We start from the raw sequence: 12555 nt of genomic DNA, 5'->3' as shown, positions 1-12555 counted from the left end.
TTTTCAAACGATTATTTAGAGAAAATTATTTTAGCAAGGTATTTTGATGTATAGCTTAAAAAAAAGGTATTTCCATGCTATTGGAACTGTAGGTATTTCATTTTGATACTATTTTATAAAGTTAATTGAGGGAAAGGTTTCTTGCTTAATTGTAGAGGATATAGCAATAAAATTTTGCTAAAATGTATCCTGTTTTAACAATAAATTTGATTTAAGTAGCGTAGACCGTTTAATAGTTTATATAGACTTATAACATAGCTACTTCAATGAATATTATCATAAAAGTCTATTTGAATGTAGTTGCTTAGTGCTACTCCGATAGTTTGACTATGAAGTTTTTAGAATAAAATAAAAACAAGAAAGCCATTCGTTACGAATGGCTTTCTTGTGTAAGAACATGTTATATTGAGAAAAAAAACGGTAATTTTTATTATTTATTAGGTCTTATCAAATGCACATTACTGTAGCTTTTTCTGATTTCAATTAGATTGCGTTCCGCTTTAATTCGGGTTTTGAAATTCCCTACCCAAACTTTATAATTTGGAGTAAAAAATATAATAGTACCGTCTAAGTCGCTGAATTCTTGTCTGAATTGATTAAGCGTGTTTTTAGCTTTTTCGCTGTCTCCACTGAAAATTTGAATTTTATATCGGTCATTTACAGTATTTGAAACATTTGTTTTTCTCTTCTCATTTAATAATTGTTCAAATTTTGAGTCTTGTTTTACTGTGATATTTGCATCTTGTGCACTTGTGTTGAGTGTTGAAATACATAATGCAAGAAAGATGAAAAAGGCTTTTTGGGTGGCTAAAATTCTCATAATGTGATTGTTTTTGTGCAAAAGTAATATTTAATGAATGATACCAAACGGCAAATGTTATTTAGAATTGATATAAATTGAAATTAAGACTATTTTAAGGTTTTGAGAATAGTTCTTAAGTCGTATTTTTGTCCAAGTTTTAAAATAAAGGATCAGTTTTGATAATTCAATTAGAAAAAACTGTGCCAATTTTTAGTAGATAATCATTATACTATATGAAAAAGGTGGGTAACCATAATTCGATCTCAAGGAAATTATTTTTAGGCTTAGCCTTATCGTTAATTTTCTCTTTAACTTCATTTGCTCAAGAAGCTGCTCCTGCAGTGACTGATGCAGCTGCAGCTCCTGCTGCGGCAACTGGTGGAGATGCTGTAAAAGGTAAAGAATTGTTTAATGCAAATTGTGCTGCATGTCACAAATTAGATGCTAAAGCTACTGGACCTGCTCTTAGGGGTGTAGCTGGTAAGTATGATATGCCATGGCTTTACAAATGGATTAAAAATAGTTCTGATTTGATTAAGTCTGGAGATGCTCAGGCTGTAAAAGTTTTTGAAGAAAACAATAAGGCAGTAATGTCGGCTTTTCCTCAATTATCTGATGCTGACATTGATAATATCATTGCTTACACATCGGAGCCAAAAGCAGAAGCTCCAGCTCCGGCAGCCGGTGGTGCTGAAGCGGTTCCTGGGACTACGCCTTCAGACGGTGGAGTTTCAAATAACATTATATTAGGTGCTTTAGCACTTGTTATGGTTATTTTGGTAGTGATGTTGTTTTTGGTAAATCAAGTTTTGTCAAAAGTGGCAAAGGCTAATGGAATTGTAACAGTGCCAAAAACACCAACAACTCCTATTTGGAAAGCGTTTGCTAGAAATCAATTTTTGGTTTTAGTAACTTCAATATTTTTGCTTTTAGCCAGTGCCTACTTTGTGTATGGTTATTTGATGCAAGTTGGTGTTGATCAGGATTACGCTCCAATCCAGCCAATTCATTATTCACATAAAATACATGCTGGTGACAATGAAATCAATTGTAAGTATTGTCACTCTGCTGCTCGTGTGAGTAAAAATGCTGGGATTCCTTCTTTGAATGTTTGTATGAACTGTCATAAGAATATTGCTGAAGTTGCTGAAACTACTGCTACTCCAGAGTACAGCAAAGCGTTCTATGATGAGCAAATCCAAAAATTATATACTGCGGTTGGTTGGGATAAAACAACGCAAAGTTATACTGGAAAAACACAACCTGTAAAATGGGTTCGTATTCATAATTTACCTGATTTTGTTTATTTCAATCACTCTCAACACGTAACTGTGGCTGGAATTGAATGTCAAACATGTCACGGTCCAGTTCAAGAGTATGAGATTCAAAAACAATTTGCTCCATTAACAATGGGTTGGTGTATTGATTGCCATAGGAAAACGGATGTTAAAATGGAAGGCAATGAGTATTACACTAAAATACATGATGAACTTTCTAAGAAATACGGTGTAGACAAATTGACTGCGGCGCAAATGGGAGGTTTAGAATGCGGTAAATGCCACTATTAATCAAATTATTAAGATTTTAATATTTATATATGTCATCAAACAAAAAATACTGGAAAAGTGTTGAAGAACTAGACAAAAATAGTTCTATTGTTGAGGCGCTTAGAAATAACGAATTTGTTGAAGAAATTCCTACTGATGAATTTTTAGGAAATAATGATGCTTTGTCATCTTCGTCAACATCACGTCGTGATTTTTTAAAGTACGTTGGTTTTAGTACTGCAGCAGCTACGCTTGCAGCTTGTGAAGGTCCTGTAAACAAGTCTATACCTTATGTGCTTCAGCCGGAGCAAATCATTCCTGGAGTGGCGGATTATTATGCAACTTCTGTTTTTGATGGATTTGACTTTGCTAATCTTTTGGTAAAAACTCGTGAAGGGCGTCCTATTAAAATAGATAATAATACTATTGCGGGAGCTAAGTTTAGTGCTAATGCAAGAATTCATGCGTCTATTCTATCTTTATATGATAGTATGCGTTTGAAAGAGCCTAAAATTGAAGGTAAAAATTCAACTTGGTCTGCTGTTAATTCTAAAATTAAATCAAGTATAACTGATGCTGCTGCAAAAGGTGGTCAAGTTGTGCTTTTGACAAATACATTAGCTAGTCCATCAACTGAAAAGTTGATCGCTGAGTTTATTGGTAAAAATCCAAATGCTAAACATGTTGTTTATGATGCTGTATCTGAATCTGAAGCATTAGATGCTTTTGAAACTGTTTATGGAGAAAGAGCTTTGGTTGATTACGATTTTTCTAAAGCTTCGCTTATAGTTTCTGTTGGAGCTGACTTCCTTGGAGATTGGCAAGGTGGAGGATTTGATTCAGGTTATGCTAAAGGAAGAATTCCTAAAGCAGGGAAGATGTCTCGTCATTTTCAGTTAGAAGCAAATATGACTTTGTCTGGTGCTGCTGCTGATAAGCGTTTACCAATGTCTACTGCTAATCAAAAACAAGCATTAGTTCATATATATAATATTGTAACTGGTTCTTCTGTTGCTGTAAGTTTAGAAGATAAATTTAAAGCAGAAGTTACAAAAGCGGCTCAACAATTGAAAGCTGCTGGTTCAAAAGGAGTATTGGTATCAGGGATTCAAGATAAAAATGCTCAGTTGTTAGTTTTGGCTATCAACCAAGTGTTGGCAAGTGAAGCTTTCAGTACTTCTGGAGTAAGACAAATCAGAAAAGGATCTGATGCAAAAGTTACTCAGTTAATCAATGATATGAAAGCGGGAAGCGTTCATACTTTGATCATGAGTGGTGTTAATCCAGTTTATACTTTAGCAGATAGTGCTTCTTTTGTTGAAGGACTTAAAAAAGTTAAAACATCAGTGGCATTTTCTTTAAAAGAAGATGAAACTGCTTTAGTAAGTACTATTGCAGCTGCTGTTCCTCATTATTTAGAATCATGGAATGATGTAAGTATTACAAAAGGTACTTACGGAATTACTCAGCCTGCAATTCGCCCTCTTTTCACTACAAAACAATTTCAAGATGTCTTGTTATCTTTAAATGGACTTACTGGTACTTTCTACGATTATATTAAGGCTAATGCATCAACAATAATAGCTGGTTCTTCTTGGAACAAAGTGTTACATGATGGCGTTTATGTTGGAGTTGTTCCAACTGTATCTGCCGGTTCTGCTGATTTTAGTGCTGCTGCAAATGCTTTGGCAAAATCAAAAGTTGCTCAAGGACTAGAGCTTGTTTTATATACTAAAACTGGTATGGGAGATGGACAACAAGCAAATAACCCTTGGTTACAAGAGTTTCCGGATCCAATTACAAGAGTATCTTGGGATAATTATGTTACTGTTTCGAATGCAGATGCTAAGAAATACGAACTTTCTAATGAAATCGTTGCAAATGGTGGTTTAAACGGAAGTTATGCTACTATTACTACTGCCGATGGAACTAAGTTAGAAAATGTTCCGGTAATAGTTCAACCAGGTCAAGCTGTTGGTACTATTGGTTTAGCATTAGGTTACGGTCGTAAAGCGGCTTTGAAAGAAGAAATGATGGTGGGTTTAAATGCCTACTCTTTATATAAAGGTTTTGATAATGTACAGTCTGTAACATTGGCGAAAGCTGGAGGAGAGCATGAGTTTGCTTGTGTTCAAGGTCAGAAAACATTGATGGGAAGAGGTGATATTATTAAAGAAACTTCTTTAGAAATTTTCAATACAAAAGATGCTCAGGTTTGGAATACACAACCAATGGTTTCATTGGACCACAAAGAAGTTGAAGCAACCAAAGTAGATTTATGGGATTCATTTGATCGTTCAACGGGTCACCATTTTAATCTTTCGATTGACTTGAACGCTTGTACCGGTTGTGGTGCTTGTGTAATTGCTTGTCATGCTGAAAATAACGTACCTGTTGTTGGAAAATCAGAAGTTAGAAGAAGTCGTGATATGCACTGGTTGCGTATTGACAGATATTATTCTTCTGAAAGTACTTTTGAAGGTGATAATGAAAGAAAAGAAAATATAGCTGGTTTATCAAGTTCATTGTCTACATTTAATGAAATGGAAAAAGCGGGTGATAACCCACAAGTATCTTTTCAACCTGTAATGTGTCAACATTGTAATCATGCACCTTGTGAAACGGTTTGTCCAGTTGCTGCAACTTCACACTCTCGTCAAGGTCAAAACCATATGGCTTATAACAGATGTGTTGGAACGCGTTATTGCGCTAACAACTGTCCGTATAAAGTGCGTCGTTTTAACTGGTTCTTGTACAACAAAAACAGTGAATTCGATTATCATATGAATGACGATTTAGGACGTATGGTATTGAATCCAGACGTAAATGTTCGTTCTCGTGGAGTTATGGAGAAATGTTCAATGTGTATTCAAATGACACAAGCAACAATTTTGAAAGCAAAAAGAGAAGGAAGAGCAATCGTTGATGGTGAATTCCAAACAGCATGTTCAAATGCTTGTTCTACTGGAGCAATGAAATTTGGGGATGTAAATGATTCAGAAGCTGAAATAACTAAATTAGCTGCTGACGAAAGAATGTATCATTTATTGGAGCATGTTGGAACAAAACCAAATGTGATTTACCACGTTAAAGTTAGAAATACCTAGTACAAAAAATAATTAATTAAGAATCAATATAAAGGATTATGTCGTCTCACTACGAAGCAACCATTAGAAAACCCTTAGTTATAGGTGATAAATCTTATCACGATGTAACTGTAGATGTAGCTGCGCCTGTTGAAGGTAAAGCAAACAAACATTGGTGGATTGTGTTTTCAATCGCATTAATAGCCTTCCTTTGGGGACTTGGCTGTATCATTTACACCGTATCTACAGGTATTGGAACATGGGGATTAAATAAAACTGTTGGATGGGCTTGGGATATCACGAACTTTGTTTGGTGGGTTGGTATTGGTCACGCAGGAACACTTATTTCAGCGGTATTATTGCTTTTCCGTCAGCGTTGGAGAATGGCAATTAACCGTTCTGCAGAAGCAATGACAATTTTCTCGGTTATTCAAGCAGGTTTATTTCCAATCATCCACATGGGACGTCCATGGTTAGCGTATTGGGTTTTACCAATTCCGAATCAATTTGGTTCTCTTTGGGTAAACTTTAACTCGCCATTACTTTGGGACGTATTTGCAATTTCAACGTATCTTTCGGTTTCATTAGTATTCTGGTGGACTGGTTTATTGCCTGATTTTGCCATGTTACGTGATAGAGCTATTACTCCTTTCAATAAAAGAGTGTATTCTATATTAAGTTTCGGATGGAGCGGTAGAGCAAAAGACTGGCAACGTTTTGAAGAAGTATCTTTGGTACTTGCAGGTTTAGCTACTCCACTTGTACTTTCTGTGCATACTATTGTATCGATGGACTTTGCTACTTCTGTTATTCCAGGATGGCATACTACAATTTTCCCTCCGTACTTTGTTGCTGGAGCGGTTTTCTCAGGATTTGCAATGGTAAATACTTTGCTTATCATCATGAGAAAAGTGTCTAATCTAGAAGCTTATATCACGGTTCAACACATTGAGTTGATGAATATCGTTATCATGATTACGGGATCTATTGTTGGGGTTGCCTACATAACTGAATTATTTGTTGCATGGTATTCTGGTGTAGAGTACGAACAATATGCTTTCTTAAACAGAGCTACCGGACCTTACTGGTGGGCATATTGGTCAATGATGACTTGTAATGTTTTTTCTCCGCAATTCATGTGGTTCAAAAAATTAAGAACAAGTATCTTGTTCTCGTTTATAATTTCGATAGTTGTAAATATTGGAATGTGGTTTGAGAGATTTGTAATTATCGTAACTTCGTTACATAGAGATTATTTACCATCTTCTTGGACAATGTTTTCACCTACATTTGTTGATATTGGAATTTTCATCGGAACAATAGGTTTCTTCTTTGTATTGTTCTTATTGTATTCAAGAACATTCCCTGTAATTGCCCAAGCAGAGGTAAAAACAATTTTGAAAGGAACTGGAGATAATTACAAAAGAGAAAGAGAAGCAAATAAAGATTCACATCATGAGTAATAAAGTAATATACGCCATTTATAATGACGATGATATATTGATGGATGCGGTTAAAAAAACCAGAGCAGCTCATCATCATATTGAAGAAGTTTTTACTCCATTTCCGGTTCACGGTTTGGACAAAGCTATGGGAATTGCACCTACAAGATTAGCTATTTGTGCTTTTCTTTATGGTTGTGTTGGTATCTCGGTAGCAACAGCGATGATGAATTATATTATGATTCAGGATTGGCCACAAGATATTGGTGGAAAACCAAGTTTCAGTTATATTGAAAACATGCCGGCTTTCGTGCCAATTATGTTTGAACTTACGGTGTTTTTTGCGGCTCACTTAATGGTTATTACTTTTTATATGAGAAGTAAATTGTGGCCTTTCAAAGAAGCAGAAAATCCAGATGTAAGAACTACAGATGACCATTTTTTAATGGAAGTTGCTGTAAATGATAACGAAGAGGAATTGATTTCTTTTTTCCAAAGTACAGGAGCTGTAGAAGTTAAAGTAATAGATAAGCATTAATTATAGATATGAAAAGCGTATATAAAATAACACTTTTATTTGGTATAACTATTTTAGTTTCATCATGCCATAATAATGCGGCACCAAACTATCAATATTTTCCAAATATGTACGAATCAGTAGGGTATGAAACTTATTCTGAATCGAATGCATTTAAAAATGGTAAAGAAGGTCAACTTCCGGCTGAAGGAACTGTAAACAGAGGATTCGAACCTTTTGAATACGAAAATTCTACTGCTGGATATGAGTTAGCTAAAGCAAACCTTAAATCTCCTTTAGATTCTTTAAGTAGAAATCCTGAAAAAGGAAAAGAACTTTTTGAGATCTATTGTGCTACTTGTCATGGTAATTCTGGTAATGGTAAAGGTAAGTTAGTAGAAAGAGAAAAATTTCTGGGTGTTCCTAGTTATAAAGATAGAGTTATCACTGAAGGAAGTATTTTTCACGTAATAACGTATGGTTTGAATTCAATGGGTTCACATGCAAACCAATTGAGTGCCCAAGAACGTTGGTTAGTTACTGACTATGTTCTGAAACTAAAAAGCGAATTATAATTGTTGAACAAACTGATCGTAATAGATATGTATACATTTTCAAGTAAATTAAAAACTCTTTCTTTCATCTTAATGGCCGTAGGTATATTAGGAATTGGATATGGTTTTTTAACTGCACCAAAAGATATTCAAGACGTTGAAAAATTTCTTGCTGCCGAAAGTCATGGTGGACATGGCGAAGCAAAACATGAAACGACTACTTCTGCTGCACCTTCGCATGAAGTTGCTGCTAGTCATGGTGAAGCTGTTGAAGAGAAAAAAGTAGAGGAATCTCATGGAGCTGTTGCTCCAACCGATGATACTACTAAAGTTGCTGAAGCAGCACATGCTGAAACAGTTCAATCTAAAGCAGCCGTTAAAAAAGAAGGTCATGAGGTTAGTGAAGAGGCAGAGCATATGGAACATTTAAATCATGTTTTACATCAATTACAAAACAAACCTTGGTCTGCTTTGTATGTTGCTTGTATCTTCTTCATGCTTGTTTCTCTTGGGGTATTAGTTTTTTATGCAATCCAACAAGTAGCTCAAGCTGGATGGTCTCCTGTTTTATTCAGAGTTATGCAAGGTATAACTGCTTATTTACCTGTAGGTTCAGTTATCTTTTTTGTGATTTTAATTTTATGTGGATTACACTTAAACCACCTTTTTATATGGTTAGATCCTGAAGTTGTTGCCAATGACAAATTAATTGCAAACAAGGCGGGTTATTTAAATTTTCCTTTCTGGATTATTAGAGCTGCTATATTTTTGACAGGTTGGAGTTTATACCAATACTTCTCAAGAAAAAATTGTTTGGCACAAGATGAAGCAAATGATGATCTTAACTACAAAAAGAACTTCAAGCTTTCAGCAATGTTCCTTGTGTTTTTTATTGTATCTGAATCTATAATGTCTTGGGATTGGATTATGTCTATCGATCCACACTGGTTTAGTACTTTGTTTGGATGGTATGTTTTTTCAAGTTTCTTTGTAAGTTCAATTACTACAATAGCTTTAGTTACATTGTATTTGAAATCAAAAGGAGTTTTAGAGTATGTAAATACAAGTCATATTCATGATTTAGCGAAATTCATGTTTGGTTTTAGTGTTTTTTGGACTTATTTATGGTTTTCACAATACATGTTGATATGGTATGCTAATATTCCTGAAGAAGTTACTTATTTTATAACTAGAATAGAATTGTACAACCTTCCTTTCTTTGGTGCTGTAGTTATGAATTTTGTTTTTCCTTTATTGATCTTAATCAATACTGATTTCAAAAGAATTACTTGGGTATTAGTTATGGCAGGTGTTGTAATCCTAGCTGGACATTATATTGATTTCTTTAATATGATTATGCCGGGAACTGTAGGTGATAGATGGTTTATTGGAATTTCAGAAATAGCATCTGTTCTTTTCTTCCTAGGATTATTTATTTATGTTGTTTTTACAGCTTTAACAAAAGTTCCTTTGTTGCCAAAAAGAAATCCTTTCATCGAAGAAAGTAAACATTTTCATTATTAATATTTAAAGAAAAAAACAGATGACAAGTTTGTTGGTAATTATAGTTTTAGTTTTATTAGCTGTTGCTTTATGGCAATTGACTAAAATATTCGACCTGACGCAAGTTGGATCCAATTCAGATAGATCAGAAATAGCTACGGATGACGATAATAACGTTCAAGGTTATTTAATGTTTGGTTTTCTAGCTTTCATTTATATTTTTTCAATTTACGGATTGTTTAAATGGGGGCCGCTAGTTCTTCACACACCAGCTTCTGCTCATGGTGGAGAAGTTGATAATTTAATGAACATCACATGGGTTCTTATTTTTATTGTTCAAGCTATAACTCAAGTTTTATTGCATTATTTCGCCTTTAAATACAGAGGTAAAAAGGATCAAAAGGCACTTTATTTCGCAGATAATAATAAATTAGAGGCAATCTGGAGTGTTATTCCAGCGGTTGTTTTGGCTGGATTGATTTTATATGGTCTTTATGCATGGACAAATATTATGTTTGTTGATGAAGATGAAGATACCGTTGTGATAGAATTGTATGCACAACAGTTTAATTGGAAAGCAAGATATTCAGGTGAAGATAATGTTCTAGGAAAGGCTAATGTTAGGTTTATCGAAGGCGCTAATTCAGTTGGTGTTGACTTAGCTGATCCATATGCTCAAGATGATATTGTCGTAACTGAGTTGCATATTCCTAAAGGTAAAAAAATACTTTTTAAAATGCGTTCTCAAGATGTTTTGCATTCAGCTTATATGCCTCATTTTAGAGCGCAGATGAACTGTGTTCCTGGTATGGTTACACAATTTGCATTTGAACCGATTTATACTACAGCAGAATATAGAGAATTACCTTTTATGGTAGAAAAAGTGGCTAATATTAATGCTTTAAGATCTAAGAAAAGTTTAGAATTAGTAGCTAAGGGTGAAACTGCTCTGGATCCATACACGTTTGACTACTTATTGCTTTGTAATAAAATTTGTGGAGCATCTCATTATAACATGCAAATGAAAATTATTGTAGACACACCTGAAGATTATAAGGCATGGTTGAAAGACAAAGCTACAATCGTAAGTGAAGTAAAAGCTGCAATGGCTGAGCCTGCTGCTACTGACGGAGCATCTGGTACAGATTCTATAAAAACAAAAGATACTGCAGCAGTTGCCATAACGGCCATGAAATAATTAATAAGAAAATTTAAAGTAAACATATATGTCAGCAGAAGGTCACGATCACACAATAGATCACGAACACGAACATCACCATAAAGACACTTTTATTACTAAATATATTTTTAGCATTGACCACAAGATGATTGCTAAACAATATCTTATTACGGGTATTGTTATGGGAGTAATTGGTGTAACAATGTCTTTGCTTTTTAGAATGCAATTGGCTTGGCCAGAAGAGTCTTTCAAGATTTTTAATATATTGCTAGGAGATAAGTGGGCTCCAAACGGAGTAATGACTAATGATATTTACCTGTCTTTAGTTACCATACATGGTACTATAATGGTATTCTTTGTGTTAACCGCAGGGTTGAGTGGTACCTTTAGTAATTTACTAATACCACTTCAAATTGGAGCTAGAGACATGGCTTCGGGTTTTATGAATATGATCTCTTATTGGTTGTTTTTCTTATCAAGTGTTATTATGATCGGGTCGCTTTTTGTTGAATCTGGTCCTGCGAATGCTGGTTGGACAATTTACCCTCCTTTGAGTGCTTTGCCACAATCTATTTCTGGTTCTGGACTGGGTATGACTTTGTGGTTGGTTTCTATGGCAATATTCATTGCTTCTTCTTTAATGGGATCTTTAAATTATGTCGTTACGGTTATTAATTTAAGAACAAAAGGAATGTCTATGACAAGATTGCCACTTACAATTTGGGCTTTATTTGTTACTGCTATAATTGGTATTGTATCTTTCCCTGTTCTTTTATCTGCAGCTTTGTTATTGATTTTTGATAGAAGTTTTGGTACTTCTTTCTTCTTGTCTGATATCTACATCGCTGGTGAAGTTTTACATTATCAAGGTGGTTCTCCAGTTTTATTTGAGCACTTATTTTGGTTCTTAGGACATCCTGAAGTATACATTGTAATCTTACCTGCATTAGGAATTACTTCTGAAATTATTGCTACAAATTCACGTAAACCTATTTTTGGATACAGAGCGATGATTATGTCTATTATTGCTATTGCATTTTTGTCTACAATAGTTTGGGGACACCATATGTTTATTTCGGGTATGAATCCATTTTTAGGATCTGTATTTACATTTACAACATTATTAATTGCTATTCCATCGGCTGTAAAAGCGTTTAATTACATCACGACTCTTTGGAAAGGTAACTTACAGTTGAATCCAGCCATGTTGTTTTCAATTGGTTTAGTATCTACATTTATTACAGGTGGTTTAACAGGAATTATTCTTGGAGATAGTACTTTGGATATTAATGTTCACGATACGTATTTTGTAGTTGCTCACTTTCACTTAGTAATGGGTATTTCTGCTCTTTACGGAATGTTTGCTGGTATTTATCACTGGTTTCCAAAATTGTTTGGTAGAATGTTAAATAAAAACTTAGGTTATGTTCACTTTTGGGTAACAGCAGTATGTGCTTATGGTGTATTTTTCCCAATGCATTTTATCGGTTTAGCTGGTTTACCAAGACGTTATTATACAAACACGAATTTTCCATTATTTGATGATTTACAAAATGTAAATGTTCTTATTACTGTTTTTGCTTTAATTGGAGGAGCCTTTCAATTGGTCTTCTTATATAACTTCTTTAGTAGCATTTTCTACGGTAAAAAAGCAGTGCAAAATCCATGGAAATCTAATACATTAGAGTGGACTACCCCAGTAGAACATATACATGGAAACTGGCCAGGAGAAATCCCTGAAGTTCACCGTTGGCCTTATGACTACACTAATCCTGCACATGATGTAGATTTTGTACCTCAAACGGTCCCAATGAAAGAAGGTGAAGAAGTTTTACATCACTAAAATATAAGAAAAAGTCTCTGCGAATGTAGAGACTTTTTTTTTGGTGTTTTAGCTTTATAAACCATTCGTAGTACACTTCTT

At 34.5% G+C, this 12555-nt stretch carries 9 protein-coding genes; 8 read left to right on the top strand and 1 reads right to left on the bottom strand.

Annotated features, from left to right (window positions below):
* Positions 1 to 430: 430 nt before the first annotated feature.
* Positions 431 to 820 carry a DUF3627 domain-containing protein gene (locus BMX64_RS02350; RefSeq protein ID WP_091165811.1) on the bottom strand — a complete coding sequence of 130 codons (390 nt, stop codon included), beginning with the start codon at positions 818 to 820 and terminating at the stop codon, positions 431 to 433.
* Positions 821 to 1035: 215 nt separating this feature from the next.
* Between BMX64_RS02350 and BMX64_RS02345 the strand changes: the two genes are divergently transcribed.
* From BMX64_RS02345 to BMX64_RS02310, 8 genes are read left to right on the top strand one after another with little or no spacing between them, the layout of a single operon-like run.
* Positions 1036 to 2370: a c-type cytochrome gene (locus BMX64_RS02345; protein ID WP_091165805.1), complete on the top strand. Its 1335-nt coding sequence runs from the start codon at positions 1036 to 1038 to the stop codon at positions 2368 to 2370.
* A gap of 29 nt (positions 2371 to 2399) precedes the next feature.
* Positions 2400 to 5456: a TAT-variant-translocated molybdopterin oxidoreductase gene (locus BMX64_RS02340; RefSeq protein WP_091165802.1), complete on the top strand. Its 3057-nt coding sequence runs from the start codon at positions 2400 to 2402 to the stop codon at positions 5454 to 5456.
* A 38-nt stretch (positions 5457 to 5494) separates the two neighbouring features.
* On the top strand, positions 5495 to 6898 hold the full coding sequence (nrfD, locus tag BMX64_RS02335; RefSeq protein WP_091165799.1) for an NrfD/PsrC family molybdoenzyme membrane anchor subunit: 1404 nt from the start codon (positions 5495 to 5497) through the stop codon (positions 6896 to 6898).
* On the top strand, positions 6891 to 7415 hold the full coding sequence (locus BMX64_RS02330) for a DUF3341 domain-containing protein (protein WP_091165797.1): 525 nt from the start codon (positions 6891 to 6893) through the stop codon (positions 7413 to 7415). The genes nrfD and BMX64_RS02330 overlap by 8 nt, the downstream gene beginning before the upstream one ends.
* An 8-nt stretch (positions 7416 to 7423) precedes the next feature.
* Positions 7424 to 7969, top strand: a complete 546-nt coding sequence (locus BMX64_RS02325) for a c-type cytochrome (RefSeq protein ID WP_091165794.1) — start codon at positions 7424 to 7426, stop codon at positions 7967 to 7969.
* A gap of 27 nt (positions 7970 to 7996) precedes the next feature.
* A complete protein-coding gene (locus tag BMX64_RS02320; RefSeq protein WP_091165790.1) occupies positions 7997 to 9472 on the top strand; it encodes a cation-translocating P-type ATPase in 1476 nt (491 codons plus the stop codon).
* A 19-nt stretch (positions 9473 to 9491) separates the two neighbouring features.
* Positions 9492 to 10649 carry a cytochrome c oxidase subunit II gene (locus BMX64_RS02315; protein WP_091165786.1) on the top strand — a complete coding sequence of 386 codons (1158 nt, stop codon included), beginning with the start codon at positions 9492 to 9494 and terminating at the stop codon, positions 10647 to 10649.
* A gap of 28 nt (positions 10650 to 10677) precedes the next feature.
* The gene (locus BMX64_RS02310; protein ID WP_091165783.1) at positions 10678 to 12474 is read left to right on the top strand and encodes a cytochrome c oxidase subunit I; all 1797 of its coding nucleotides are present in this window, start codon (positions 10678 to 10680) and stop codon (positions 12472 to 12474) included.
* Positions 12475 to 12555: the final 81 nt, after the last annotated feature.

Source organism: Flavobacterium sinopsychrotolerans (assembly GCF_900110375.1).
In the GTDB taxonomy this organism is placed as follows: Bacteria; Bacteroidota; Bacteroidia; order Flavobacteriales; family Flavobacteriaceae; genus Flavobacterium; species Flavobacterium sinopsychrotolerans.
The sequence above is the reverse complement of the archived record's forward strand: the minus strand, read 5'-3'. Positions and strand labels throughout refer to the sequence as shown.